The organism is Nocardioides islandensis, from assembly GCF_015352455.1.
In the GTDB taxonomy this organism is placed as follows: Bacteria; Actinomycetota; Actinomycetes; order Propionibacteriales; family Nocardioidaceae; genus Nocardioides; species Nocardioides islandensis.
Genome location: NZ_JADKPN010000015.1, coordinates 86,977 through 113,629, shown reverse-complemented (window position 1 = coordinate 113,629; position 26,653 = coordinate 86,977). Strand labels below are relative to the sequence as shown.

The window sequence follows — 26,653 nt, the reverse complement described above, 5'->3', positions numbered from 1 at the left end:
TTGGCGTCAAGCGGTGAACGGGCGGTGAACACTCGTCGAGGGGCCGTCGCGGAAGCGGGACACGGGCACGCCGCTGCGTACGATTCTTGACGTGGACCCGACGACGCAGGCGTTCGTCGCCGCGCTGATCGGAGCGCTGGTGGCCGGTGGCGGCGTCCTCGCCTGGCACGTGAGCGAGCGGCAGCAGGGCATCGTGGCGCCGACCGACGAGCCCGCCGTCCCCGAGGGCGTCGCGTCCGTGCTCTCGGTGCTGCGCAGCAGCGCGGTCGTGGTCGGCGCCGACGACACGGTGCTGAAGGCCAGCGCCCCGGCGTACGCCATGGGCCTGGTCTCCGGGACCAGCCTGATGTCGCACGAGCTGGCGGAGCTGGTGACGCAGGTACGCCGCGACGGCCAGATCCGCGAGACCGAGCTGCTGATGGCCCGCCAGCACGCCGTCCCTCGGCACGTGACCGTCCGGGTCGCGCCGCTGACGTCGACGCTGGTGCTGGCGCTGGTCGAGGACCGGACGAAGGAACGCCGCGTCGAGACCGTCCGTCGGGACTTCGTCGCCAACGTCTCCCACGAGCTGAAGACGCCCGTCGGCGCCATCAAGCTGCTGGCCGAGGCCGTGTGCGACGCGGCCGACGACCCGGTCGCCGTACGCCGCTTCGCCGGCCGGATGCTGACCGAGTCCGACCGGCTCTCCCGGCTGGTCCAGCAGATCATCGAGCTGTCGCGGCTCCAGGACGACGACCCGCTCGACGCCCCCGTGGTGGTGTCGGTGGACGAGGTCGTCGCGGGAGCCGTCGACGCGTCGGCCATCGACGCCAACGCCCGCGGCATCAAGATCGTCACCAACGGCACGCACGACCTCAAGGTCTTCGGCAACGAGGAGCAGGTCAGTGCCGCCGTCGCCAACCTGGTCGCCAACGCCGTGGCGTACTCCGGTGACGACTCCACCGTGCTCGTCTCGACCAAGCCGAGCAGCGGCTCCGACGAGGGGATGGTGGAGATCTCGGTCGTCGACCAGGGCATCGGGATCCCTTCAGGGGAGCTCGACCGCATCTTCGAGCGGTTCTACCGCGTCGACCCCGCTCGCCACCGCTCCACCGGCGGCACGGGGCTCGGGCTGTCCATCGTCAAGCACGTCGCGGCCACCCACGGCGGAGAGATCCGCGTGTGGTCCGTCGAGGGCCAGGGCTCCACGTTCACCCTGACCCTGCCGCGCGCCAACCAGGAAGTACTCACATGACCCGTGTTCTCGTCGTCGAGGACGAGGAGAGCTACTCGGACGCGCTCGCCTACATGCTCCGCAAGGAGGGGTACGACGTCGCCATCGCCGGCACCGGACCCGACGCGCTCGCGGAGTTCGACCGCAACGGCGCCGACATCGTGCTGCTCGACCTGATGCTGCCCGGCCTGCCCGGCACTGAGGTGTGCCGCCAGATCCGGACCACCTCCAACGTCCCGGTGATCATGGTCAGCGCCAAGGACGACGAGGTCGACAAGGTCGTCGGCCTCGAGCTCGGCGCCGACGACTACGTCACCAAGCCGTACTCCCCGCGCGAGCTGGTCGCCCGCATCCGCGCCGTGCTCCGCCGCGGCCAGGAGCCCGACCTGGCCCCGATGACCCTCGAGGCCGGCCCGGTGCGGATGGACGTCGAGCGCCACGTCGTCACCGTCGACGGCTCGGAGCAGCGGCTGCCGCTCAAGGAGTTCGAGCTGCTGGAGTTGTTCCTGCGCAACCCCGGACGCGTCCTCACCCGCGGCCAGCTCATCGACCGCGTCTGGGGCTCCGACTACGTCGGCGACACCAAGACCCTCGACGTCCACGTCAAGCGCCTGCGCGCCAAGCTCGAGCCCGACCCCTCCGACCCCAAGTACCTCGTCACGGTGCGGGGGCTGGGGTACAAGCTCGACCTGTAGCGGGTCGCAGGTTCGCCCGCGAAGGTCGGCGGGATATCCACGTACGACGGCCGAATTCCGCTCGATCGATGTCGGTGGTCGTTCCTAGGCTTGGCGGGTGAACGCCGTACCCGCCAAGTCCTGGCTCCCGCTCGCCGCCGTGTCGGTGACGCTGGTGCTCTGGGCGTCGGCGTTCGTCGCGATCCGGCACCTCGGTCACGACTTCACTCCGGGGTCGCTGTCCCTCGGACGGCTGCTCGTGGGCGCGGTCGCCCTCGGGATCGTGGCCGCGCCGAAGGTGCGCACCATGCCCCGGCCGACGGGGCGTGAGTGGGCGGCGATCGTGGCGATCGGCGTGCTGTGGTTCGGGATCTACAACGTCGCCCTCAACCAGGGCGAGCACCACGTGGACGCCGGCACGGCCTCGATGCTGCTCCAGGTCAGCCCCATCATCATCGCGGCGCTGGCCACGATCTTCCTGAGCGAGAAGTTCACGACGTACCTCGCCGTCGGCCTGGCCCTCGCCTTCGCCGGTGTCGTGCTCATCGGCACCGCCGACAGCGGCGACGGCGGCGGCCGCGACCTGGTCGGCGTCCTGCTCTGCCTGGTCGCCGCGGCGGTCTACTCGATCAGCGTGATCCTCCAGAAGCCACTGGTCGCGCGGCTCTCCGCCGTGATCGTGACGTGGCTGGCGTGCACGGTGGGCGCGGTCGTGTGCCTGCCGTTCGCCGGCCAGCTCGTCGACGACGTGCGCGACGCACCCACCAGCTCGATCCTGTGGGTCGTCTACCTCGGCGTCTTCCCGACCGCGATCGCGTTCACCACCTACGCCTACGCCCTGCGCCACATGAGCGCGTCCAGCCTCGGCGTGACGACGTACCTCGTCCCGCCGATCACCATCGTGATGGGCCTGGTCTTCCTCTCCGAGGCGCCGCCCACGGTCGCGTACGCCGGCGGCGTGCTCGCCCTCCTGGGCGTCGCGGTCGCTCGTCGGAAGCCGAAGCCGCGCGCCGCGGTGCCGCAACCGCAGGAGGGTGCCCGCGTTCACGGCTAGTCTCCGACCGTGAGCGTGGTCGCCGGCATCCTGGTCGCCCTGGTGGCGGCCCTCCACCTGTACTTCCTCGTCCTGGAGATGTTCCTCTGGACCACCCCCCGGGGCCGGGCCGCGTTCGGCACGGACCCCGAGTTCGCGGAGGCGTCCAAGACCCTGGCCGCCAACCAGGGCCTCTACAACGGGTTCCTGGTCGCGGGACTGGTCTGGGGACTGGTCGCGGACAAGGACGACGTCACGGTGTTCTTCCTGCTCTGCGTGATCGTGGCCGGGCTCTACGGCGCCGCGACGGTCAGCCGCAAGATCCTGGTCGTGCAGGCGCTACCCGCGGCCGTCGCCCTGGTGCTCGTCGTCCTCGCCCACTGACTCCTCCAGCCAGCCGCGGAACGCCTCGAGGTTGGCGGTCGACTCGCCGCGCAGGTTGCGCCACTCCCACTCCTTGCGGATCGAGGAGGCGAAGCCGAGCTCGAGGATGGTGTTGAACGACTCGTCGGAGTACGTCAGCACCGAGCCCAGCAGCCGGTCCAGCTCCTCGGCGGTCACGGCTGCGAGCGGCAGCCGCGCGTCCAGGTAGATGTCGCCGAGCCGGTCGACCGCGAACGACACGGCGTACATCCGCAGGTTCCGCTGGAGCAGCCACCGGTAGACGCCCTCGTGGTTCTCGTCGGGCGCCCGGCACACGAACGCGTGCACGCCGAGCGCGTGCGGGCCGATGTCGAGGCGGACCGCGGTCTGGAGCTTGCGTTCGCCGGGCAGCGAGAAGCTGAAGACACCCTCGGCCGGCTCGGTGAACGCGATGTCGTGCTCGGTCAGGTACGAGCGGACGACGTCGGAGGTCACGCCACCGAGCCTAGGCAACCGCCTCGCGCATGAACGACGCCGCCCGGGCGTAGGTCTCCAGGGTCTGCTCGGCGGTGACGTCCCACGAGAAGTGCCGGGCCTGCTGCACCGCACCCGCGGCGAGCCGCGTGCGCAGGTCGGTGTCGAGCACCAGCCGGCCCAGGGCGTCGGCCCAGTCGTCGGACCGGTGGCTCTCGACCAGCAGGCCGCTGCGGCCGTCGTCGACGACGGTCGTCAGACCGCCGACCGCGGCGGCCACGACGGGGGTACCGGACGCCTGGGCCTCGATGGCGACCAGCCCGAAGGACTCGTTGTACGACGGGACGGCGACTACGTCGGCCGCGGCGTACCACTCGGCCAACCTCGCCTGCTCCACCGGCGGCACGAAGCGGACGACGTCGGCGATGCCCAGGTGCTGCGCCAGCTGGGCCAGGGACTCGGGGTGCTCCAGCCCGGACCCGGACGGCCCGCCGACGACCGGGACCACGAGTCGCGACCGCAGTCCGGGCTCGCGGTCGAGCAGCACGTGCACCGCACGCAGCAGGACGTCGGGGGCCTTCAGGGGCTGGATGCGCCCCGCGAACATGACCACCGACGCGTTCGCAGGGAGCTCGAGCCGGCGGCGTACGTCGGCCTTGTCGCGCGGCCGGAACACGTCCAGGTCGACTCCGGGGTGGATCACCTCGACGCGGGAGGCACACGCGTCGTAGAGGTTGATCAGCTGCTTGGCCTCGGTGTCGGTGTTGGCGATCAGCACGTCGGCGGCCTGGACGACCTGTTCCTCGCCGTAGATCCGCACCGGCGGCTCGGGCGTGTCGCCCTCGGCGAGCGCGTCGTTCTTCACCTTGGCCATCGTGTGCATCGAGTGCACCAGCGGGACTCCCCAGCGGTCGCGGGCGAGGGCGCCGACCTGGCCCGAGAGCCAGTAGTGGGAGTGCACGGCGGAGTAGTGGCCCAGCGGCTGCGAGGCCTCGGCGCGCAGCACCTCGCGGGCGAAGACGCACATCTGACCGGGCAGCTCGGCCTTGGTGAGTCCCTCGAAGGGCCCCGCATGGATGTTGCGCACCAGGACACCGGGCGCGGCCTCGACCTCGGTCGGCAGGGACGACGAGGTGGCGCGGGTGAAGATGTCGACCGCGGTGCCCCGGTCGGCGAGCCGCTTGGCGAGCTCGAGCACGTAGACGTTCATGCCGCCGGCATCACCCGTGCCCGGCTGGTCGAGCGGAGAGGTGTGCAGGCTGATCATCGCGACGCGATCGAGCGCTCCCACGTGCATACCTTCCGGTCGGCGGACTCCTCCAGAGAGGCCAACCGTGCAGACTCGAGAAGGATTCCCGGACTGTCTCAGAGGGTGGCGCGCTGCGGCACCGGCCGGGCCAGCTGCACGACCGCGAACACGGCGACGGCCGCGCCCGTGATGCCCCAGACGATGCCGTCGTCGGAGGCCGACGTCGCCGCGAAGACGACCACCATCCACACCAGCAGCGGCAGTGCGCACGCCACGAACAGCCGCAGGGCCAGCAGCCCCCGCTTGACCAGCAGCATGCCGAGATCGAGCAGGTAGAGCGTGACCAGCACCGCGCCCAGCCAGAACAGCGCCAGCTCGAGGGGGCCGTCACCGCCGTCCCAGAGGAAGGCCGCAGCCACCCAGGCCACACCGCCGACGAGTCCGAGAAGCTGAGCGGCCCTCATCATGACCGGTCAGTCTGCCGAGGACGGCCCCACGACACAATCGGGGCACAATCGCGGGCATGGAGAAGCGCATCGCCCTCGTCACCGGCGCGAGCAGCGGCATCGGCGCAGCGAGCGCCCGCCGCCTGGCCGCCGAGGGCTTCCACGTGCACGTCGCGGCACGGCGTACCGACCGGATCGAGGCCCTCGCCGAGAAGATCGGCGGGGTGGCGACGGCCTGCGACGTGACCGACCGGGCGGCGGTGGCCGCGCTCGCCGAGGCCGTGGGGCCGGTGCTGCACGTGCTCGTGAACAACGCCGGCGGCGCCTTCACCGGCGACTCGATCGAGGGCGGGGATCCGGACGACTGGGCCCGGTCGTACGACGTCAACGTGCTCGGCACGCTGCGCGTCACCCAGGCCCTGCTGCCGGCCCTGCGCGCGAGCGGCGACGGCCTGGTGGTCACCATGGGCTCGACCGCGGGGCGGGTGGTCTACGAGAACGGCGGCGAGTACACCGCCGCGAAGCACGCCCTCAAGGCGCTCACCGGGACGCTGCGCCTCGAGCTGAGCGGGGAGCCGATCCGGGTCACCGAGATCGCGCCCGGGATGGTGAGGACCGAGGAGTTCGCGGTCAACCGGTTCCACGGGGACCAGGCCCGGGCGGCGGCGGTGTACGCCGGCGTCCCCGACCCGCTCACCGCCGAGGACATCGCCGACATCGTTGCCTGGGTGGCCACCCGGCCCTCCCACGTCGATGTCGACGAGGTGGTCGTGCGTCCGCGGGCGCAAGCCGCGCAGCACAAGGTGCACCGGGTCGGCTAACTTCCACGTCATGCAGACGATCGGCCTCGTCGGCGGGATGAGCTGGGAGAGCAGCGCGGTGTACTACCGCGACCTCAACCTCGGGGTGCGCCAGCGGCTCGGCGGGCTCTCCTCGCCCCGCCTGGTGCTCAGCACGGTGGACTTCGCCGAGCTGACCGACCTGGAGGAGACCGAGCGCTGGGACCAGATCGGCGAGCTGCTCGCCGAGGCCGGTCGCGGGGTCGAGCGGGCGGGTGCCGACTTCCTGCTGCTGTGCACCACGACGTTCCACAAGGTCGCCGACCAGGTCGAGGAGGCCGTCGACATCCCGTTGCTGCACCTGGGCGACGTGGTCGCCGAGGCCTGCCTCGCGCAGGGCGCCACGACCGTGGGCCTCATCGGCACCAAGGTGGCCATGGAGGACGACTTCTTCGCCGAGCGTCTCGGCCGCCACGGGGTCTCGGTGATCATGCCCGCGCCCGAGCACCACGACTGGCTGAACTCCGCCATCTACGACGAGCTGGTGCACGGCCGGGTCGTGGACGCCACCCGCCGCCGCGTCGTGGAGCTGACCGAGGAGCTGTGGGACGCCGGCGCCCGCGCCATCCTGCTCGGCTGCACCGAGATCGAGACGCTCGTCTCCCAGGCCGACGTCGAGCTCCCCGTCATCCCCTGCACGACCCTGCACGTGAACGCCGCGCTGGACCGAGCTCTGTCTTGATGGTCGAGCGGAGCTCGACTGTCCGACGCGCTGCAACGTCCCGCCTTTCTCTCTTCAGCGCGCCCGCAGGCACTCGGCCGAGTCACCGTCCCAACAGGGCGGCCGCGCTTCACCACGTGCCCGACTAGGACGCCGGGTCGCCGGTCTCCAGCACGATGAGCGCCAGGCGCGAGAGGTCGGGCGTCAGGTGGTGCTCCGGCACCTGGGCGCGGCGGCCGCAGAGGTCGAAGGCGTAGACGTACATGTCCGGGTGCGGGTTGCCGCCCGCCACGTGGGCCAGGTCGATGCGCTCGACGAGCGAACGCACCTCGGGCACGCGCGCGTCGTGCGAGGTCAGGTCGACCGACCCCTCGGCCACCCGGCCGGCGAACCCGCCCGTGCGCCGCACCGACACCAGGGTCTCCTCGCTGGGGCTCGAGCCCGTGCCGGCGTCCGACGTCGAGCCCGCCTGCGGCGTCACGCCGACGGTCTCCCAGGCCTGTCGTACAGCGTCGGCGTGGTCGCCGGCGGCGGCGACCGTCGCTGCGGCGAACCCGGCGAAGTCGGTGTCCTCGCCGACGTCAGGGCCGGTGAGCGCGGCGTACCAGATCTGACCGGCGCCCTCCCACGACGTGCCGCCGATCGCCGTGGCGGCCAGCTGGAACGCCCGGTTGGGGATCCCGGAGTTGAGGTGCACGCCACCGTTGTCGTCGGAGGTCTCGACGTACTCGTCCATGGACGCGCCCTGCGGGTCCTTGCCGAGCTTGGGGTCGTCGTAGGCCGTGCCCGGGTTGGCCATGTCGCGCAGGCCGCGGGCGTTGACGCCGGGCAGGAAGAGACCCGCGCCGATCAGCCAGTCGGCCTGGTCCACGCTCTGGCCGAGCAGCCACTGCTTGAGGCAGGTCCCGAAGACGTCGGAGACCGACTCGTTCAGCGCGCCCGGCTGGTCCTGGTAGCGCAGCGCCGCGGTGTGCTCGGTGACCGCGTGGCTGAGCTCGTGGCCCAGGACGTCGACCGGCTTGGTGAAGCGGTCGAAGATCTCGCCGTCGCCGTCGCCGAAGACCAGCTGGGTGCCGTCCCAGAAGGCGTTCACGTAGTCGCGGCCGTAGTGCACGGTCAGGGAGACGGGAGCGCCGGCGCCGTCGTACGACGATCGGTCGAAGACCTCGGCGAACAGCCGGAGCGCTCCGGCGATGCCGTCGGCGGCCTCGTCGACCGCCGGGTCACCGGACGCGGGATCGCCGGAGCCGCGTACCTCGGTGCCCGGCAGGGTCGTGGAGCCCTTCGCGGTGTGGACCGTCCAGTCCGGCACGATCGCCGCCGCCCCTGTCGTCGGCGCCACGGTCGGGTGGGGGTGGGGCACGGCAGGGCGCTGGTCGCGCAGGCGGGCGTCGACGGTGAGCGTCGCGGTCATCCGCGCCGCGGCCGCCGAGTCGGCTCGCGCGATCTGCTCGAGGAGGTACGGGGGGATGAAGGAGCAGGTCGCTGGTGGGGCACTCATGTGTCCTGCCTACCCTGCGGGGCCGACATCCAAAAGGCCGGCAGGTCCCGACCGACCCCATGTCGGCCGGGACCGCCGTCCCGAGAAGCTTCAGCGTCCGGTCATCGGCGGGCGAGGTCCGCGTGCGGTCTCGCCGTCTCCGGGACCAGCAGTCCGAGGCCCATCAGATCACGCACGGCCGCGGCGACCAGCTGGACCGAGATATGGTGCGGCCCGCCCAGCTCCAGGTTCGCTGCGGTGTGCAGGCCCTCCAGCGTGGCGCCGCCGGCGGCGGACTCCCACACCGTGCGCCGCAGCCCGTCGAGGGCGAGGTCGTGGCCGCTGATGCCCGGCCGCCGCGACGGCTCGTTCTCGCCGAGGCCGACCGCGACGTACAGCTCGATGGGTCCCGACGCCGGCCGGGTGCGCTCGACGAGCAGCTCGGCCAGCACCGGGGCGACGGCGTGGACGTCGCCGTACGTCAGCCGCCACAGCCCGTCCACCTCGTCCACGAGGTCGGGAAGTGCGGTCTCCGCCCACGACGCGGGCGCGGTGACGACGGCCGGCTCGAGGAGGAGCACGTCGCCGGAACGGTCCACCCGTACCAGCTCCGGGGCCTCGCGGCGGGCCGGGACGTGGTCCATGACGACCATCGCCGCGAGGTGGAGCGCGGCCGGACAGGGCCGCAGCCCGAGGGCGTCGGGCCCGGCGAGGACCGCCACGTCCTCGTCCGGCTGCTCGAACGCGATCGGCTCGGGGAAGGCGACCACGTCGAAGGACTCGTCCAGGGCGAGCAGCTCGTCGGTGACGTACCCGAACCCGCGGCGGCTCAGCTCGGCAGCGACCGACGCGCGCTGCTCGGCGTCGTCGGCGACCAGGCCGAGGGCGGCGCCACCGGGCGTCGCGACGGCGGCGGCGCGGAGCAGCAGCAGGCTGTCAGCGGCGGCGTCCACCGCGATCGTGCGGAGCCGGTCGCGGAGGTCGACGGTCGTCTCCGGGCCCAGCGGCCGGTCGGACCTCGGCAGGGTGATCACGGTCGGTGGCTCTCCCATGTGGGTGTCGCTGGACAGGACATCGGAGGGGGCGTCGGCGGGCGGGGGACGGCACCGGGACCAGAGGGCCTCGACCTGGGCGGTGGCGGGGTGGCCGCCGGCGTCGACGCGCACGCGGCGACCGAAGAGCTCGAGCGGCACGAGCGGGTGGTGGCCGGAGGCGCGCGTCACGTACGGCGCTCCGCCCCGGTCCGCTGGTGCGGACACGCGGGCGCGGGCGTGCGCAGGCAGGCCGTGCCCCCCATCGAGATCCCCCCAGATCTGACGTACGTGCGACGCACTGGTCGAACACACATAGGCCCACCACCCCCTGGCGAGCGCAGTTCGAGGGTAACCAGGGGCATCTGGGGGGTAAAGGACGATGCGGCGGTGGACCATACCGCCTCGTAGACTCTGCGGGTTTGGCCTCCGCGCCACCCTTCTCCCTGTAAGAGGTGCTCTTCCGCATGCCCACCAACAGTCCCGGCCGCGTGTTGCGCGACGACCTCCGCAACGTCGCGATCGTCGCGCACGTCGACCACGGCAAGACCACGCTGGTCGACGCGATGCTGCACCAGGCCGGCGCGTTCTCCGCGCACCAGGAGGAGGCGGGCGTCGCCGACCGGATCATGGACTCCGGCGACCTCGAGCGCGAGAAGGGCATCACCATCCTCGCCAAGAACACCGCGGTGAGGTACGGCGACCTGACGATCAACATCATCGACACGCCCGGACACGCGGACTTCGGTGGCGAGGTCGAGCGCGGTCTCTCGATGGTCGACGGCATCGTGCTGCTCGTCGACGCCTCCGAGGGGCCCCTCCCCCAGACGCGGTTCGTGCTGCGCAAGGCGCTCAACGCCGACCTGCCGGTCATCCTGGTCGTGAACAAGGTGGACCGTCCGGATGCGCGGATCTCCGAGGTGGTGGACGAGACGTACGAGCTGTTCCTCGACCTGCTCGACGAGCACCACGCCCAGGACGCGCTCGACTTCCCGGTCGTCTTCGCCTCGGCCCGGGCCGGCCGCGCGTCGCTCGAGCAGCCGGCCGACGGCGGGATGCCCGACTCCCCCGACCTCGCACCGCTGTTCCGCACGATCCTGGAGACGATCCCCGCCCCGACGTACACCGAGGGCGCACCCCTCCAGGCGCACGTCACGAACCTGGACGCCTCGCCCTTCCTCGGCCGGCTGGCGCTGCTGCGCATCCACGAGGGCGAGCTGAGCAAGGGCCAGACCGTCGCGTGGATGCGCCGCGACGGCTCGAAGCAGAACGTCCGCATCACCGAGCTGCTGGTCACCGAGGGCCTCGAGCGGAAGCCGGGTACGTCGGCGGGCCCGGGTGACATCGTGGCCGTGGCCGGCATCCCGGAGATCACGATCGGCGAGACGCTCGCCGATGCCGAGAACCCCGTGGCCCTGCCGCTCATCCACGTCGACGAGCCGGCCATCTCCATGACGATCGGCACCAACACCTCTCCGCTGGTCGGGCGGGTGAAGGGCGCCAAGGTGACCGCCCGGCTGGTCAAGGACCGCCTCGACGCCGAGCTCGTGGGCAACGTGTCGCTGAGGATCCTGCCGACCGACCGGCCGGACGCTTGGGAGGTACAGGGCCGCGGTGAGCTCGCGCTCGCGATCCTGGTCGAGCAGATGCGCCGCGAGGGGTACGAGCTGACCGTCGGCAAGCCGCAGGTCGTCACCAAGGAGGTCGACGGCAAGCTGCACGAGCCGATGGAGCGGCTGACGATCGACGCGCCGGAGGAGTACCTCGGCCCGATCACCGAGCTGCTGGCCAACCGCAAGGGGCGGATGGAGCAGCTGACCAACCACGGCACCGGCTGGGTGCGGATGGAGTTCATCGTCCCGGCCCGCGGCCTGATCGGCTTCCGCACCGACTTCCTCACCGAGACCCGCGGCACGGGCATCGCCCACCACATCAGCGAGGGGTACGAGCCGTGGGCCGGCGAGATCCGCTCGCGGAACTCCGGCTCGCTGGTGGCCGACCGCTCCGGTGCCGCCACGGCGTACGCCATGACGAACCTCCAGGAGCGCGGCATCCTGTTCATCGAGCCGACCACCGAGGTCTACGAGGGGATGATCGTCGGCGAGAACTCCCGCGCCGACGACATGGACGTGAACATCACCAAGGAGAAGCAGCAGACCAACATCCGTTCCTCCACGTCCGACAACTTCGAGAAGCTCGTGCCGCCGCGGAAGCTGTCCCTCGAGCAGAGCCTGGAGTTCTGCCGCGAGGACGAGTGCGTCGAGGTGACCCCGCAGAACGTCCGCCTGCGCAAGGTGGTGCTGGACCAGAACGAGCGCGCGAAGATGGCCTCCCGGGCCCGCAAGTCCTCCTGAGGCAGCGGCGCCGACGGGCCGAACTCGGAGGCAATCTGTGGACGGTTCATGAGAGCGCTTCCACATTGAACGATCCAATTTTCACGCGTACCTTGACACGGACGTGTGAGCGCGGTCATAGTCCTGCGCAACCGAGAGTGGAAGCGCTCTCACACTCCCAGGAGGCACCCGGTGGTTCGCAGCACCTCATGGCCCAGGCGCACAGCCCTGGCCGCCGCGTCGGCGGTCGTTCTCTCTCTCGGTCTGGTCGCGTGCGGAGGTGACGACGGCGACGGGGGCGGCGGCGGCTCGGCCGACGACCCGGTGAAGATCACCATCGCGACGTTCAACGAGTTCGGCTACGAGGACCTCATCGACGAGTGGAACGCCGCCCACCCCGAGATCCAGGTGACCCAGAAGAAGGTCGGCACCTGGGACGACGCCAAGGAGAACCTCTACACCAAGCTGGCCGCCGGCTCGGGGCTCTCCGACATCGAGGCGATCGAGGGCGACTCGATGCCGGCGATGCTCGCCGAGTCCGACGCCTTCGTGGACCTCACCGACCCCTCGCTCGACGGACGCTGGCTGGACTTCAAGGCCGCCGCCGCGACCAACGCCGACGGCCAGATGATCGGCTACGGCACCGACGCGGGTCCCGAGGGCATCTGCTACCGCTCCGACCTGTTCAAGAAGGCCGGGCTGCCCACCGACCGCGACGCGGTCGCCGGCCTGATGGGCACCTGGGACGACTACTTCGCCACCGGCGAGGAGTTCATCAAGAAGGTGCCGGGGACGGCCTGGTACGACTCCACAGGTGGCACCGCCCAGGCGATGCTCAACCAGATCCAGAACCCGTTCGAGCAGGACGACAACACCGTCGACGTGGAGAACCCCGAGCTCGAGGCGCTCTACGCGACGCTGACCGACAACCACGCGAAGGGCCTGTCGACCAAGCTCACCCAGTGGAGCGACGACTGGACGGCGTCGTTCCAGAAGGACGGCTTCGCCACGATGGCCTGCCCCGGCTGGATGCTCGGCGTGGTCGCCGGCAACGCCGACGGCGTGAAGGGCTGGGACTTCGCCAACGTCTTCCCGGGCGGCGGCGGCAACTGGGGCGGCTCGTTCCTGGTGGTGCCGAAGCAGTCGAAGCACCCCGACGAGGCCAAGGAGTTCGCCAACTGGATCACGGCGCCCGAGCAGCAGGTGAAGGCCTTCCAGGCGATCGGTGCGTTCCCGAGCCAGGTCGACGCGCTGGACGACCCCGCGGTGACGGACATGACCAACGAGTTCTTCAACAACGCCCCCGTCGGCCAGATCCTGGGCGACCGCGCAGCCGCCATCACGGTGCAGCCGTACAAGGGCCCGAAGTACTCCGACATCCTCCAGGCCTTCCAGCAGGCCCTGATCCGGGTGGACGACGGCAGCAACACCCCTGACGAGTCGTGGCAGACGTTCCTCTCCGACGTCGCCGCGCTCTGACACCAGGGGATCCCTTGCCCCACGATGTCGAGGTGAGGACCGGGGACGTCGCCGACGCGGCGTCCCCGGCCGCCCCTCCACCCGAACAGCCCGCCGGTCGCCGGTCGGGGGCGCGCCCCCGGTCGGCCTGGCGGGAGCGGCTCAGCCGCTGGGACGTGCGGTTCTCGCCGTACGCCTACATCTCGCCGTTCTTCCTGCTCTTCCTCGTGGTCGGGATGTTCCCGCTCGTCTACACGGCGGTCGTGTCGGTCTACGACTGGAGCCTGATCGGCGGGAAGGGCGACTTCGTCGGCCTGCAGAACTACCGCGACGTCATCGACAACCCGTACTTCCTGAAGTCGGCCGTCAACACCGTCAGCATCTTCGTGCTCAGCTCGGGCCCGCAGATCGTGATGGCGCTCGGGCTGGCCGGCCTGCTGGACACCGCGCTGCGCGGGGCGACGTTCTGGCGGATGGGCGTGCTGCTGCCGTTCGTGGTCGCGCCGGCCGCGGTGGCCATCATCTTCGGCAGCCTGTTCGGGGACCGCTACGGCCTGATCAACCAGGCGCTCGAGTGGATCGGGCTCTCCGGCGTCCCGTGGCACACCGACCGGCTGGCCAGCCACCTCGCCATCGCGACGATGGTCAACTGGCGCTGGACCGGCTACAACGCGCTGATCCTGCTGGCCGCGATGCAGGCGGTGCCGCGGGACCTGTACGACGCCGCGGCGATCGACGGGGCGAGCAAGGTCCGCCAGTTCACGTCGGTGACGATCCCGAGCATCCGGCCCACCGTGCTGTTCGTGGTCATCACCTCGACCATCGGCGGGCTGCAGATCTTCGCCGAGCCGCGCCTGTTCGACACCACGCTCGCCCAGAACGGCGGCAGTGACCGGCAGTTCAGCACCATGACGATGCTCGTCTACGACTTCGGCTGGCACCTGCGCGACCTCGGCCGCGCGGCCGCGACGGCCTGGCTGCTCTTCCTGCTGATCATCGTCATCGCGTTCGTCAACTACTACGCCTCCCGCCGATTCGGGACGATCGCCGGCCTGCGGCACCGAGGGAGGAGACGATGACGAAGCGACCTGGCTTCCTCGTGTACGGCCTGCTGACCGCGTTCATCCTCGGCTCGGCCGCGCCCCTCTACTGGTCGTTCCTGATCGGCTCGCACACCAAGGAGGTGATCACCCGCGACACCCCGCCACTGCTGCCCGGCGGTCACTTCTTCGAGAACGCCCAGCGGGTGTTCGACTCGGTGCCGTTCTGGAAGGCCTTCGGCAACAGCCTGATGGTGTCCAGCGTGGCGGCCACGTCGGTCGTCTTCTTCGGGACGCTCGCCGGCTACGCCTTCGCGAAGCTGCGGTTCCGCGGCAGCACCCCGCTGCTCGTGTTCGTCGTCGTGACGATGGCGGTGCCGACCCAGCTCGGCGTCGTACCCCTCTTCATCGTGATGGCCAAGCTCGGCTGGACCGGCAGCGTGTGGGCCGCGATCATCCCGACGATCGTCACGGCCTTCGGGGTGTTCTTCATGCGGCAGTACCTCGTGGACGCCGTGCCCGACGAGCTCATCGAGGCCGCGCGGGTCGACGGGTGCAGCATGTTCCGGACGTTCTGGACCGTCGCCGTGCCGGCGGCCCGGCCGGCCATGGCGGTGCTGTGGCTGTTCACGTTCATGATGGTGTGGACCGACTTCTTCTGGCCGCTGATCGTGCTGCCGGCCGAGAACCCCACCGTCCAGGTCGCGCTCAACCAGCTCCAGAGCGGCTACTTCAAGGACTACGCCCTCGTGCTCGCCGGCACGACGCTGGCGACCATCCCGCTGCTCGTCCTGTTCGTCGTCACCGGCCGGCAGTTCGTCGCCGGCATCATGCAAGGAGCCGTCAAGGGATGACTTCCGTCGAGCAGCAGCCCGTCACGACGGGAGCGGTCACGTTCCCTCCGGGCTTCCTCTGGGGCGCCGCCACCGCGGCGTACCAGATCGAGGGCGCGGCGCACGAGGACGGCCGCACCCCGTCGATCTGGGACACGTTCGCCCACACGCCGGGCGCGGTCGCGAACGGCGACCACGGCGACATCGCGTGCGACCACTACCACCGCATGCCCGACGACGTCGCGCTGATGGCCGAGCTCGGCCTGACGTCCTACCGCTTCTCCGTCGCCTGGCCCCGCATCCAGCCGGGCGGCGGAGAGGTCAACCCCCAGGGGCTGGCCTTCTACGACCGGCTGGTCGACGAGCTGCTCGGCCACGGCATCGACCCGTGGCTGACGCTCTACCACTGGGACCTCCCGCAGGCGCTCGAGGACGCCGGCGGCTGGACCAACCGCGACACGGCGTACCGGTTCGCCGACATGGCGGCGTCCGTGTACGACGCGCTCGGCGACCGCGTCCCGGTCTGGACGACGCTCAACGAGCCGTGGTGCTCGGCGTTCCTCGGGTACACCGCCGGCGTGCACGCGCCCGGCCGGGAGGAGGGCGCGGCGGGGCTCGTCGCCGCGCACCACCTGCTGCTGGGTCACGGGCTGGTGCTGGACGCGCTCGGGGGGCGTGACGAGGTGAGCTGGGGCATCAGCCTGAACTTCACCGTGGCCGACCCGATCGCCGACGAGCCGGTCCACGTCGAGGCCGCCCGGCGGATCGACGGGCTGCACAACCGGTTCTTCCTCGACGCGGTGCTGCGCGGGGAGTACCCCGCCGACGTGCTGCGCGACACCGAGCACCTGGGCTGGCAGCACGTGGTCCGCGACGGCGACCTCGCGTTGATCGGCGCGCCGATCGACGTGCTGGGCGTGAACTACTACCACGGTGACGCGATCTCGGGGGTCACCCTGCCCGCCGCCACCGGGCTCGCCGCGTCGCCCGGGCGGCCGGGCTCGTCCCCGTTCCCGGGAGCCGAGCACGTGTCGGTCGCGCCCAGGGACCTGCCGCGCACTGCGATGGGCTGGGAGGTCCAGCCGGACGGCCTGCGGCGGCTGCTGGTGCGGCTCCAGGAGCTGGGCGCGCCGACGATGTACGTGACCGAGTTCGGGGCGGCGTACGAGGACCACGTCGTCGACGGCGTCGTGGACGACCAGGACCGACTGGCGTTCCTCGACGCCTACCTGCGTTCGGTGCGCGAGGCGATGGAGCAGGGTGCCGACGTGGGCGGTGTGTTCGTGTGGTCGTTCCTCGACAACTTCGAGTGGGCCTACGGGTACGACAAGCGCTTCGGGATCGTGCACGTCGACTACGCGACGCAGGCGCGGACGCCGAAGTCCAGTGCGCGCTGGTACGCCGACGTGGCCCGCACCGGCTCGCTACCGTGACGCCGATGAACAGCCAGCCGACGCTCGACGAGGTCGCCCGGATCGCGGGCGTCTCGCGGGCGACGGCGTCCCGCGCGATCAACGGCGGCTCGCGGGTCAGCGCGACCGCGCAGCGCGCGGTCGACGAGGCCGTGCGCTCGCTGGGGTACGTGCCGAACCCTGCCGCGCGGTCGCTGGTCACGCGGCGTACGGACTCGGTCGCGGTGATCGTCCCGGAGCCCGACGAGCGCGTGTTCAGCGACCCGTTCTTCGCGGGCACGCTGCGCGGCGTCAACCGGGTGCTGGCGACCCGCGACCTCCAGCTGGTGCTGCTGCTCGCGACCCCGGGGGCGCAGGGGCAGCGGACCATCAGGTACCTCTCCCGCGGGCACGTCGACGGCGCGGTCGTGGTCTCGCACCACAAGAACGACGGGCTCGCCGACCACCTCGCGGCCATCGGCCTGCCGTGCGTGTTCGTCGGCCGGCCCTGGAACGGCGCGGAGCGGGTGACGTACGTCGACGTCGACAACGTCGCCGGCGGCCGGGAGGCGACCCGGCTGCTGGTGGAGCGCGGCGCCACCCGGATCGGCACCATCGCCGGGCCGCCGGACATGACCGCGGCCGTCGACCGCCTCCTCGGCTGGCGGGAGGCGATGGCGGCGGCCGGGCTCCCCGACGACGCGGTCGCGATCGGGGACTTCACCGAGGCCAGCGGCGAGGAGGCCGCCCGCGAGCTGCTCGACCGGCACCCCGACCTCGACGGCATCGCCGTCGCCTCGGACCTGATGGCCGCCGGGGCCCTGAAGGTGCTCGCGGAGCTCGGCCGGCAGGTGCCCGGCGACGTCGCGGTGGTGGGGTACGACGACCTGGGCGTCGCCGAGCGGACCTCCCCGCCGCTGACCACCGTCCGCCAGAGCATCGACGAGATGGCCGAGCGCGCCACCCGCCTGCTCCTCGAGCAGCTCGACCAGGGCCGCCCCGGCGCCATGCGCGTCGTCATCCCTCCGGTCCTGGTCCGCCGCGACTCCGCCTGACCCCCCCCCGGGCGAGTTGCGCCTCCGGCACCGTCGAGCTGCGCCTCCGGCACCGTCGAGCTGCGCCTCGGGCACCGTCGAGCTGCGCCTCGGGCACGCCCTCGACGTACCGGACACGCAACTCGCACGTACCGCAGGCGCAACTCAACTCACTCAACTCACCCACCCAACCCAACTCAACTCCCCTCAACTCCCCTCACCTCCCCTCACCTCCCCTCAACTCCCCTCACCTCCGCTCACCTCCCCTCACCTCAGCCGAGGGGATGAGGGACCCCGCCTGACGGGGTGAAGTGGTAGGGCCTAGGGTCGAGGGGTCTCCATCTCGGGCGATCGGGAGGCATGCGCGTGTGTGCGTGTGGGTTGGTCGCCTCTCCGGGGACATCGACAACCCACGAAGGAAGTACGCATGAAGCTGCTCACCAAGCACCGACAGGCCCTGACGGTCGTCACGGCCGCCGCTGTCCTCGCCCTCACCGCCGGCGGAGGGGCGGTCGCGGGCTCGCTGATCACGTCCAAGGACATCCAGGACAAGACCATCCGCGGCGTGGACATCCACAAGAACGCCGTCAAGACCCAGAAGGTCAAGGACGGATCGCTGCGACTGAGCGACCTCAACGCGAAGGCTCGCGCCGCCATCGAGAAGGCCGGCCCCGCCGGCAAGGACGGCAAGGACGCAGACCCCGCGAAGATCAAGGCCCTGGAGGCGCAGATCGCCGCGCTCGAGACCCGCGTGACCAAGCTCGAGGCGCAGGACGCTTCCGGCGTGAACACCAACTGGGCCGCCGGCCAGGGTTCGACCATCGTCGACGCCCACACCGTGCGCCTGGTGCTGGCAGCGGGCAACAACGCCGGCACCTCGGTCGAGATCCAGAACCTGGACCTGCCCGTCCAGGCGACCAAGACCGTCACGTTCACCTACAAGCTCGAGAACGGCGCGCAGTACACCACCGGCGCCCCGCGGGTCTTCATCGAGATCGGCGGCACGTACTACAACACGTTCGACGCCGACCCCACCGACGCCGGCACCGCCAACGGTGACGGCACGTTCACCAAGACCTGGACCATCCCGGTCAACGGTCGCGTCGGCAACGCCGGCATCGTCTACGACAACAACATCCCGGGAACGGTCACCGTGAAGAACCTGACCATCTCCGGTCAGCTCATCAGCTTCCAGTGATCCCGGTCCGAGGGCCCCGTCCGTCCGGACGGGGCCCTCGGCCTCTCTCGTGGCGCACCCCGGAACGCCGACATCTACCCTCAGGGCATGGAAGTGGGGGTCCTGGGACCCGTCTCGGTCCCGGTCCCCGAGGGAGCCACCGGGCCCGGCAAGCGAGCCCGTGCGCTGCTCGCCGTCCTCGCCCTGGCCGGGGCCGAGCCGCTCACCGACGACGAGCTCGTCGCCCGTACCTGGCCCACGCCGCCCCCTGACCCCGCGGGCGCGCTCGACACCCTCCGCGCCCAGCTCGTCTCGTACCTCGCCGGGCCGCTGACCACCGACGCCGACCGGTTCGTCGCACTGACCGCGGAGTCCCACTTCGACGAGGCCCTCGCGCTGTGGCGCGGCGAGCCGCTCGAGGACGTCCGCGACACGACGTACCTCGAGGCTCAGGCCCGACGGCTCACCGAGCTGCGGCTGACCGCCCTCGAGGACCGGCTCGACCTCGGCGTGCGCGAGGGCCGGTCGGCGGAGCTGGTCGACGAGGTGCGCGAGCTGGTCGACCAGCACCCCACGCGCGAGCGCCTCTGGGGACTGCTGATGACCGCTCTGTACGCCGCGGGCCGGCGCGACGAGGCGGTGTCGGCGTACGCCGAGGCCCGCGAGACGCTCGCCGACGAGCTCGGCATCGAGCCCGGCGAAGCGCTCCAGCAGCTGCTCACCGGGATGCTCCGCAACGACGCCGAGCCGGGCGCGGACGACGCGGCCCCGCAGCCGCGCCGCCGCGCGAGGATCCCGGCGCTCACCTCGTCCACGTTCGGACGGGAGGCACTGACCGCCGAGCTGGCGGACCTGGTCGTGCGCGACGACGTCCGGCTGGTGACGCTCACCGGGATCGGCGGCAGCGGCAAGTCCCGGGTGGCGACGCTGGTGGCCACGGCCGTGGAGCAGCAGTTCGCCGAGGCCGTGTTCCTCCCCGTCACCGAGGTGGTCAACGCCCAGCAGCTCGCCGTGGAGGTCGCGTTGGCCCTGGGCGCGGACCCGAGGGCGGACCTCGCCGACGCGCTGGCCGCGTTCGGCGCGGACTTCAGGGGCCTGGTCGTGCTGGACAACCTGGAGTCGATGACCGACGGCTCGACCGTCGTCCGCCGCCTGCTCGAGGCGTCCGCCGGGCTCACCCTCCTCGTCACCAGCCGGCTCGCGCTGCACCTGCCCGGCGAGCACGAGCGGCCGGTGCCCCCGCTCGAGGTGCCGGGTACCGCCGACCGTCGCGACACGATCGCCGCCACGCCGTCCGTGCGCCTGTTCGCCGACCGGGCGACATCGGCCGAGCCGTCGTTCCGGCTCGAGGGGCGCGAGCACGACGTCGCCGAGGTGTGCGCTCTGCTCGACGGCCTGCCCCTGGCCCTGGAGCTGGCGGCCGCCCGGGTCAAGCTGCTCCCGCTCGACCGGATCATCGACGGGCTGCGCACCAGCCTCGACCTCCTGGCCACCGGCGCCACGGGCATCCCCGAGCGCCAGCGGGCGATGACGACGGCCATCCGGTGGAGCTACGACCGGCTGTCCGGGGACCAGCAGCTGGTGTGCGACCGGCTGGCGCTGTTCGAGCGTGGCTTCACGATCGAGGCGGTGGAGGCCGTGTGCCCGGACGTCGACGGCGTCGTCGAGGCGCTGGCCGCGATCGTCGACGCCCGCCTGGTCCGCGCGACGCCCAGCCGGGCGGAGGTGCGCTTCGTGGTCCTGGGCACCGTCCGGGCCTTCGCGCGCGCGCGCCTGTTCGCGCGCGCGGACCTGATGTCCAGCCGCGCGCGGCTCGCGTCGTACCTGACCGGGCTCGCGCACGCGTCCGCCGGCAGCCTCCATGGCACGGACGGGGCGATCGTCCAGGCGCGGTTCGACGACGACGCCGCGGACATCGCCGCCTCGACGACGTGGGCCCTCGAGGCCGGGCGCATCGGCGCCGCCGTCGAGCTCCTCCTCGCGTCGCTCAGCTGCTGGGCCGCCGCGGGTCGGTTCAACGAGGCTCTCGGCCTGACGCAGCGGGTGCTGGACGCGGTGCCGGCGCAGGGACCCGACGCCGCCCGGCTGCTCGCCGCCGCGGCGATGCTGTCCCACCAGCTCACCGACCACGAGCAGACCCGCAGCTACGGCCGCCGGGCCCTCGACCTGGCGGAGCGGCACGGTGACCGGGCCTCGGCCGCGATGGCGCAGACCTTCCTCGGGGCGGAGCTGGTCCTGGCCGGCGACCTGGCCGACGGCGTGCCGCTGGCCGAGGCGGGCGCGAAGGGAGCCGAAGCGCTCGACCTCTACCCGCTGGCCCGACAGGCGCTGTCCGTGCTCGCCATGGGCCGCGCCATCGCCGGCGACCTCGACGGCGAGCGCCGGGCCCACGAGGAGCGGCTGGAGCTCGTCCGGGCGAAGGGCGACCTGGGAGGTACGGCGGACGCGCTCAACACCCTCGCCGAGATCGCGCTCGACGAGGCGGACGCCGCGACCGCCCGGGTCTTCGCCGCCGAGGCCGTCGACCTCGCCGGGCAACGGCTGCCACCGGTCACCCGCGACGCGACCATCACCCTGGCGCGGGCCGCGATCGTCGAGGGAGACCTCGCCGGCGCCGCCGACCGTTTGGCCGACGCCCTGCCACTGAGCGAGCGCCTCGGCCAGTCACTGTCGCTCGCGCAATGCATGCGTGTGGGGGCCTGCCTCGCCGTCGCGCACGGCGACGCGGACGCGGCGGTCCGCCTGTTCGCGGCGGCCCACGTCCTCGCACCGCCCCCCGGCGAGAGCGAGGTGCCGTTCGAGCAGGACCTGGCGGCCGGGCTGGCCGAGGCCCGCGCGGCGCTGGGCGAACAGGCGGCCCGGGCCGCGTGGACGCTGGGCAGCGCGCTCCCGCTGGCCGCGGCGCGAGCCCAGCTGGTCGAGCAGCTGGAGCGGGTCAGCTCCCCCGCGTGAGCGCCTGCGTCGCGGACTCCAGGTCACGGGTCCACTCCGCACCGAAGAGGTCGCGGCCCGACGGGTCGGCGGCCCACTCCAGCGACGCCGGCGTCACCGGCAGCGGCTCGAACGACTCGAGCACCTCGGGTCGCAGCGGGTCGGCGCCGCTCTTCAGCTCCAGGAAGTAGGCCAGCAGCCGGGCCCGCCCCCGCAGGCTGAGCAGCAGCCCCTCGACGACGGCGCGGTCGTCACCCAGCCGGGACTCGAGCTCCACCAGGTCCTTGCGCAGCTCGGCCATCGCCACGAGCACCCGGGTGCCGTTGCGGGAGCTGGCGATCAGGGGCGTCCAGTCGCGCAGGGCCACCAGCAGCCGGCGGATGCACTGGTCGACCAGCTCGACCCGCCACTCGGAGTCGGCCGTCGGGGGGAGCGTCGCCGGCCAGGTACGGGGGTCGCCGCTCCGGTCGGACGCCGTGCGGTGCAACCGGGCGCGGCCGTGCCGCAGCCACTGCAGCGGCCGGCCGGGTGCCCAGTCCCAGCCGTGCGCGTCGGGCGGCTCGGGCGACGACAGGAACGCCAGCCCCACCTCGGCGTCCACGACGTGGTCGACGATGCCGCCGAGGCCGGCCGCGGTGACGCTCTCGTCCAGCCTCTCCTGCGCCCGCAGCTGTCCCGCCTCGTAGGACAGCAGGCCGACCCCGAGGAGCAGCACGCTCTGGATCGTGCCGCCGACGATGCCGTGCTCGTCCCAGAACCGGTTGACCGCCGGGGCCCAGTCGGTGAGCGGCCAGTCGGTGGCGATCAGGAACATCAGCAGCGCCGCGCACACGCCGGCGAGCAGAGCCGCCGACCGCGCGGTCAGCTGCTGCTTGCGGGCCCGGTCGCCGAGCCGCCACACGGCGACGGCGAAGCCGATCTCGAGCAGGACGTAGAGGATCTTCACGACGCGCCGTCCTGCCGGGCACCGCGACGGGTCAGGTAGTCCTCGCCGAGCGCCTCCCTGAGGGCGAGGTCGGCGACGTACGACGCCGTGGCCCACGGTCGCGTGGCCCGCACCGTGAGCGCCAGCTCGGACCCGCGGTCCGCCCACGCGCCGAGCAGGCTCGTCGCCTCGCCGGGATCGGTCGCGCCGAGCTCGCCGAGCACGCCCCGCAGGGCCGCGGCCCACGCGGCCGGCTCGCTGCCGGCCTCGTCCCCGACGTACTCCTCGGCCCACGCGCCCACGCCGGCCACGTCGAACCCGCCGGCGTGCGCGTCGTCGAGCATGCCGGCCGAGTCGCCGTGCTCGACGCGGACCGACATGAACTCGTGGTCGGCCAGCTCGAGCAGCCCGGCCAGGGCGATCAACCGCCGGCGCACCCGGTCGGTCGGCACCCGCTCGCCCTTGTACATCACGTCGTGCTGGAGGGCCGCCCACGCGTGCTGCAGGATCGAGCGCACCTGGACCTCGACCGGTACGTCGGGGGCGTCGGCCAGCCCGAGCACCTCCCGGTCCTCGGGGCGGAACCGCAGCAGGAAGTGCAGGCTCTGGTACCCGGGTACGTCGAGCAGCTGGTCGGCGCGCTGGTCGGACATCTCCTCGACGAGGTACAGGCGCTGGACCAGCCGCGCCACGGGGGCGACGTCGGCGCTGAGCGGCACCAGCACGCGAGCGCCGACGAAGTCGGTCAGCTGGCTGGTCGGGTCGGCGTACTTGAACCCGCCCCGACCGTCGGACTTCGTGGCCTTCGCCAGGAAGCTCTCGCGCGCCTTGGTGCGCGTCTCGAGCCGGGCGTCGTCGAGGCCCGCGGCGGTGATCGCCCCGCCGAGGTGGTCGCGCAGTGCGGCCTCCACACGACGCAGCCCGTCGACGTGCTCGTCGTACCACGCCGCCAGCTCCTCGCGGCGCTGCTCGCGCGCGGTGCCCACTCAGCCCGCCCCGAGGTCGGCCGTGGACGAGGCGGCTCGCAGGCGGTCGACGTCGACCACCCGCTGGAACATGGTCCACGCGGCGTCCCCGTCGTGGGCCAGCGGCTCCATCGTCAGGGTGTCGGGATCGTCGGCCGGCGACAGGAGGACGACGGCGACGCGAGGCGACGCCATGCCGTCGTGGAGGGCAGCGGCCAGCGCCTCCCCTACCAGCCGCTGCACGGGGTCCGTGCCCAGCGTGCGACCGGCCGCCTCCTCGGGCGTCAGCGGGACCGAGCCGACGACGTGCCGGATCCGTGGCAGCGCCCCGTGGATCTGCCGTCCCGAGTAGAAGCCGAGCCGCTCGGCGCCGCCGAACCGGCGGTTCTCCTGACCGACCCAGGCGCCCGTGGCGAGGTAGAACGACCACGCGCCGGCACCCGCGACCACGCACGCACGCTCCCCCATGGGCCCTCCTCCGGCGCAACACCGTAGTGCCCGCAGCCTCCGGCGCTCTATGGTGCAACGACTCGTTCGTGGCCGCGTCGGGGAGGGACCGGGATGACACGCTCGCGCTGGACCAGCCTGCTCACGACCCTTCTCCTGCCCGTCGCCCTGGTCGCGCTGCCGGCCGCGTCGTCCGACGCGGCAGCACCCGAGTGCCGCTGGGCGGCGCGCGGGTACGACGTCAACCTGTGGGCCGGCGGCGCCGGCACCTGGGCCGACGCGACGAAGTGGTCGAAGGGCCGGGTGCCCGGCGTGGGCAACCGCGACTACGCCTGCATCCCGCAGGGCTCGGCCGTGGTGGTCGACGCGACCACGCCGCGCCTGGACCTGAACCTCCTCGAGCTCGGCCTGAGCGCGCGGTTGACGCTGAGCCCCGGCACGGCCCTCTTCGTCTGGGGCGACCAGGACGACGTCCGCTCGATCACCAAGCGAGGCTCGGTCATCGAGCTCGACGGCGCCACGCTCGGCGGCGGTGGCCGGCTGCACGTGATCGGGACCCTCGACGTGCACTGGTCGGTGAGCGGCTCGCCCGCCGTGCTGACCACCGAGCCCGCGGGGTCGACGTACTCCGGCAAGCCCGGGATCCTCGAGATCGGCGACGAGGGCACCCTCGACCTGCGCGGTGCCGAGCCGGTCCGGCTGTCGACGCGGTACCTCGTCGACGTGCACGGCCGGGCCCGGATGCTGGACGAGTCCGGCCTGCTGGCCGACAACGGCACCACGTTCATGCTCCAGCGGCACTACTTCGGACCGGGCGTCGGGAAGCTGGTCGTCCTCAACGACGGGGACTTCGCGGCCGGAGCCAAGGCCGGCATCAAGCGGCCGCCGACGTTCGTGAACCGCGGGCGGATCGCCAAGCGCGGTCAGGGTGTCACCGACATCCAGGGCCGGTACTTCGGCAACGGGAAGACCAGCGGGGATGCGGGCGGCAACGGCGCCCTCCTCATCCCGCCGCTCGTCGTGCAGGCCACGCCGGGATCGGGCACGACCACCACGCCGGCGCACCCCCAGGTGGCCTCGATCCGGATCCCGACCGTCTCCGGCAACGACACGCGGACGACCATCGAGCCGCTGACCGCCGTCGACGTCCCGGGCACGGTCGGCCACCCGATGAAGGTGCACGCGACCGGGCTCGAGGCGAACGTCGCCGACCCGGCCGTCATCGAGCTCCGATACGACGCGTCGCTGTTCGGCGGCCCGGGCGAGCCGTCGGCCGACCCCGCCGCGTTGACTGTCGGGCACGCCAGCGGGCCGAGCTCCGACTACGACCCCGTGGCCGCCTGCCTCGGCCGCGGCGCGATGCCGCTGGGCGAGCAGTCCTGCGTCGACCTCAGCACCAGCCGCGTCAACGACCAGGGCGACGTGGTGCTCGTGGTGCGGACCCTGACGACGTCGCGCTGGGTGGCCTACTGACGGGTGAACCACCGTCCGAGCAGCGTGCCCTCCTCCTCGACGAGCGAGTGCAGGGTGAGCGGGACGTCGACGGGCGGGCCGTCGGTGATGCGCGGGTGCAGGCCGGAGACGATCTTCGGCACGTAGGTGCACGCGACCTCGTCGGCCACGCCCTGGTCGAGCAGGTCGCGCAGCAGGTGCGGGCCGCCCTCGCAGAGCAGGTCAACGTACCCGCGGTCGACCAGCTGCTGCTTCATCGCGGCCAGGTCCACGCGGTGCGAGCCCAGCACGAGCACGTTGTCGGTCCCGAGCACGTCGCGCGCCTCGTCGAGCCCGGTGGCGACCGAGACGGTCGCCATCAGCACCCGACCGGGCGCGGCGCCGCGCAGCGTCTCCGGCAGGCGTCCCGAGCGCGACACCACGACGACGGGCTGGTCGAGGGGCGGGTAGCCCTCGGCGCGCGCGGTGCCGGCGCCGATGACCACCGCGTCGGCCAGCTCGCGCAGGAGATGGAAGACCCGCTGGTCCGCGTCGTTGTTGATCGACCCGGTCAGGCCGTCCTCGCCGCTGGCCGCGCCGTCGATGGTCGAGACCATGTTGACCCGCAGCCAGGGCGTGCGTGGGGCGGCGTACACCTCCCGCAGGTCGCCGTCCGGTCCGAGCAGGGTCCTCATGCGTCACTTCCCTCCGAGACGTGTCCTGGGTCGGTGACCACCCACCGCATCACCCAGTACTGGACGCCGTAGGGGTCGTCCGCATAGTCCACCAGGGCTGGTCCCGCGCCGCGCAGGAGGGTGCCGAGGTGCACCAGCGCGGCGGGGTTCCCGACGAGCAGCGCGGCCCCGAGCGCGACGTCGATGCCGGCCAGCGCGTCCGGATCCGGTGCGCGCAGGGCAGCCTCGACCGCGGCGTCGTACGGGACGGCGCGCTCATCGAGGTACCCCGGCGCGGTGTCGGTACGGCGCGCGGAACCGTTGGCGACGACCAGGTACCCGGTCGACCTGTCCGGGCCCTCACCCTCCGCAGCCCCGACGGCGCGCAGCAGGTGGCGGCCGACGCGGGCGCCCTGCTCGTCGGCGACCACCGAGACCGGCCCGTCCTCGGCCAGCCACGCGGCCGCCGCCAGGGCGGCGGCCCGGACGTCGGGGACGGGGTCGACCTGCCCGGCGTACTCGGGCAGGAAGGCGAGCACGCCCGGCACGAG

The 26,653-nt window shown here is 72.3% G+C and carries 25 protein-coding genes; 15 read left to right on the top strand and 10 right to left on the bottom strand.

What is annotated here, in order from left to right; all coding sequences use genetic code 11:
- Positions 1–91: 91 nt before the first annotated feature.
- The 4 genes from ISU07_RS20235 to ISU07_RS20220 all read left to right on the top strand — a co-directional run bounded on the left by ISU07_RS20235 (position 92) and on the right by ISU07_RS20220 (position 3,304).
- The gene (locus ISU07_RS20235) at positions 92–1,234 is read left to right on the top strand and encodes a sensor histidine kinase (protein ID WP_194708643.1); all 1,143 of its coding nucleotides are present in this window, start codon (positions 92–94) and stop codon (positions 1,232–1,234) included.
- Positions 1,231–1,908, top strand: a complete 678-nt coding sequence (locus tag ISU07_RS20230) for a response regulator transcription factor (RefSeq protein ID WP_194708642.1) — start codon at positions 1,231–1,233, stop codon at positions 1,906–1,908. The genes ISU07_RS20235 and ISU07_RS20230 overlap by 4 nt, the downstream gene beginning before the upstream one ends.
- A 97-nt stretch (positions 1,909–2,005) precedes the next feature.
- A complete protein-coding gene (locus tag ISU07_RS20225; RefSeq protein ID WP_323742728.1) occupies positions 2,006–2,941 on the top strand; it encodes a DMT family transporter in 936 nt (311 codons plus the stop codon).
- Between the two features lie 9 nt (positions 2,942–2,950).
- A complete protein-coding gene (locus ISU07_RS20220) occupies positions 2,951–3,304 on the top strand; it encodes a DUF1304 domain-containing protein (protein WP_194708641.1) in 354 nt (117 codons plus the stop codon).
- On the opposite strand, the gene ISU07_RS20215 is transcribed toward ISU07_RS20220, so the two are convergent.
- The 3 genes from ISU07_RS20215 to ISU07_RS20205 all read right to left on the bottom strand — a co-directional run bounded on the left by ISU07_RS20215 (position 3,260) and on the right by ISU07_RS20205 (position 5,473).
- Positions 3,260–3,778, bottom strand: coding sequence for a type III secretion system chaperone family protein (locus ISU07_RS20215; protein WP_194708640.1), 519 nt, complete (start codon positions 3,776–3,778; stop codon positions 3,260–3,262). The two genes, ISU07_RS20220 and ISU07_RS20215, sit on opposite strands and share 45 nt — an antisense overlap.
- 10 nt (positions 3,779–3,788) lie before the next feature.
- On the bottom strand, positions 3,789–5,054 hold the full coding sequence (gene mshA / locus ISU07_RS20210; RefSeq protein WP_194708639.1) for a D-inositol-3-phosphate glycosyltransferase: 1,266 nt from the start codon (positions 5,052–5,054) through the stop codon (positions 3,789–3,791).
- 68 nt (positions 5,055–5,122) lie between these two features.
- Positions 5,123–5,473, bottom strand: a complete 351-nt coding sequence (locus ISU07_RS20205) for a hypothetical protein (RefSeq protein ID WP_194708638.1) — start codon at positions 5,471–5,473, stop codon at positions 5,123–5,125.
- A gap of 56 nt (positions 5,474–5,529) precedes the next feature.
- Here ISU07_RS20205 and ISU07_RS20200 point away from each other — a divergent pair, with 56 nt between their 5' ends.
- Positions 5,530–6,273 carry an SDR family oxidoreductase gene (locus ISU07_RS20200; RefSeq protein WP_194708637.1) on the top strand — a complete coding sequence of 248 codons (744 nt, stop codon included), beginning with the start codon at positions 5,530–5,532 and terminating at the stop codon, positions 6,271–6,273.
- A 10-nt stretch (positions 6,274–6,283) separates the two neighbouring features.
- Positions 6,284–6,973: an aspartate/glutamate racemase family protein gene (locus tag ISU07_RS20195; RefSeq protein ID WP_194708636.1), complete on the top strand. Its 690-nt coding sequence runs from the start codon at positions 6,284–6,286 to the stop codon at positions 6,971–6,973.
- 124 nt (positions 6,974–7,097) lie between these two features.
- On the opposite strand, the gene ISU07_RS20190 is transcribed toward ISU07_RS20195, so the two are convergent.
- Positions 7,098–8,453, bottom strand: a complete 1,356-nt coding sequence (locus tag ISU07_RS20190) for a M4 family metallopeptidase (RefSeq protein WP_194708635.1) — start codon at positions 8,451–8,453, stop codon at positions 7,098–7,100.
- Positions 8,454–8,554: 101 nt separating this feature from the next.
- Positions 8,555–9,655 (bottom strand): hypothetical protein, encoded by a 1,101-nt coding sequence (locus ISU07_RS20185; protein ID WP_194708634.1) that lies wholly within the window; start codon positions 9,653–9,655, stop codon positions 8,555–8,557.
- Between the two features lie 275 nt (positions 9,656–9,930).
- Between ISU07_RS20185 and typA the strand changes: the two genes are divergently transcribed.
- The 8 genes from typA (at position 9,931) to ISU07_RS20145 (ending at position 21,681) form a co-directional block, all read left to right on the top strand.
- A complete protein-coding gene (gene typA, locus ISU07_RS20180; RefSeq protein WP_194708633.1) occupies positions 9,931–11,817 on the top strand; it encodes a translational GTPase TypA in 1,887 nt (628 codons plus the stop codon).
- A gap of 171 nt (positions 11,818–11,988) precedes the next feature.
- Positions 11,989–13,275 carry an ABC transporter substrate-binding protein gene (locus ISU07_RS20175; protein WP_194708632.1) on the top strand — a complete coding sequence of 429 codons (1,287 nt, stop codon included), beginning with the start codon at positions 11,989–11,991 and terminating at the stop codon, positions 13,273–13,275.
- Positions 13,276–13,307: 32 nt separating this feature from the next.
- Positions 13,308–14,333, top strand: coding sequence for a carbohydrate ABC transporter permease (locus ISU07_RS20170; protein ID WP_194708631.1), 1,026 nt, complete (start codon positions 13,308–13,310; stop codon positions 14,331–14,333).
- Positions 14,330–15,148 carry a carbohydrate ABC transporter permease gene (locus ISU07_RS20165; RefSeq protein ID WP_194708630.1) on the top strand — a complete coding sequence of 273 codons (819 nt, stop codon included), beginning with the start codon at positions 14,330–14,332 and terminating at the stop codon, positions 15,146–15,148. The genes ISU07_RS20170 and ISU07_RS20165 overlap by 4 nt, the downstream gene beginning before the upstream one ends.
- Positions 15,145–16,560: a glycoside hydrolase family 1 protein gene (locus tag ISU07_RS20160; RefSeq protein WP_194708629.1), complete on the top strand. Its 1,416-nt coding sequence runs from the start codon at positions 15,145–15,147 to the stop codon at positions 16,558–16,560. The genes ISU07_RS20165 and ISU07_RS20160 overlap by 4 nt, the downstream gene beginning before the upstream one ends.
- Positions 16,561–16,565: 5 nt before the next feature.
- Positions 16,566–17,573: a LacI family DNA-binding transcriptional regulator gene (locus tag ISU07_RS20155; protein WP_194708628.1), complete on the top strand. Its 1,008-nt coding sequence runs from the start codon at positions 16,566–16,568 to the stop codon at positions 17,571–17,573.
- Between the two features lie 406 nt (positions 17,574–17,979).
- Positions 17,980–18,750: an intermediate filament family protein gene (locus ISU07_RS20150; RefSeq protein ID WP_194708627.1), complete on the top strand. Its 771-nt coding sequence runs from the start codon at positions 17,980–17,982 to the stop codon at positions 18,748–18,750.
- An 87-nt stretch (positions 18,751–18,837) separates the two neighbouring features.
- Positions 18,838–21,681 (top strand): ATP-binding protein, encoded by a 2,844-nt coding sequence (locus ISU07_RS20145; RefSeq protein ID WP_194708626.1) that lies wholly within the window; start codon positions 18,838–18,840, stop codon positions 21,679–21,681.
- Here the strand turns inward: ISU07_RS20145 and ISU07_RS20140 are convergent.
- The 3 genes from ISU07_RS20140 to ISU07_RS20130 are packed head-to-tail and all read right to left on the bottom strand — an operon-like array spanning position 21,665 to position 24,018.
- Positions 21,665–22,606, bottom strand: coding sequence for a hypothetical protein (locus ISU07_RS20140; protein WP_194708625.1), 942 nt, complete (start codon positions 22,604–22,606; stop codon positions 21,665–21,667). The genes ISU07_RS20145 and ISU07_RS20140 overlap by 17 nt on opposite strands.
- Positions 22,603–23,571 carry a GTP pyrophosphokinase gene (locus ISU07_RS20135; RefSeq protein WP_194708624.1) on the bottom strand — a complete coding sequence of 323 codons (969 nt, stop codon included), beginning with the start codon at positions 23,569–23,571 and terminating at the stop codon, positions 22,603–22,605. The genes ISU07_RS20140 and ISU07_RS20135 overlap by 4 nt, the downstream gene beginning before the upstream one ends.
- The gene (locus ISU07_RS20130) at positions 23,572–24,018 is read right to left on the bottom strand and encodes a hypothetical protein (RefSeq protein WP_194708623.1); all 447 of its coding nucleotides are present in this window, start codon (positions 24,016–24,018) and stop codon (positions 23,572–23,574) included. It abuts the gene before it with no gap.
- A gap of 93 nt (positions 24,019–24,111) precedes the next feature.
- On the opposite strand from ISU07_RS20130, the gene ISU07_RS20125 reads away from it, so the two are divergent.
- Positions 24,112–25,470 (top strand): hypothetical protein, encoded by a 1,359-nt coding sequence (locus ISU07_RS20125; RefSeq protein WP_194708622.1) that lies wholly within the window; start codon positions 24,112–24,114, stop codon positions 25,468–25,470.
- On the opposite strand, the gene ISU07_RS20120 is transcribed toward ISU07_RS20125, so the two are convergent.
- Together ISU07_RS20120 and ISU07_RS20115 are read right to left on the bottom strand one after the other, a co-directional pair.
- Entirely contained in the window at positions 25,464–26,123 is a 660-nt protein-coding gene (locus tag ISU07_RS20120) for a dihydrofolate reductase family protein (RefSeq protein ID WP_194708621.1), read from the bottom strand. The two genes, ISU07_RS20125 and ISU07_RS20120, sit on opposite strands and share 7 nt — an antisense overlap.
- Positions 26,120–26,650 carry a class III extradiol ring-cleavage dioxygenase family protein gene (locus ISU07_RS20115; RefSeq protein WP_323742727.1) on the bottom strand — a complete coding sequence of 177 codons (531 nt, stop codon included), beginning with the start codon at positions 26,648–26,650 and terminating at the stop codon, positions 26,120–26,122. The genes ISU07_RS20120 and ISU07_RS20115 overlap by 4 nt, the downstream gene beginning before the upstream one ends.
- Between the last annotated feature and the right edge of the window lie 3 nt (positions 26,651–26,653).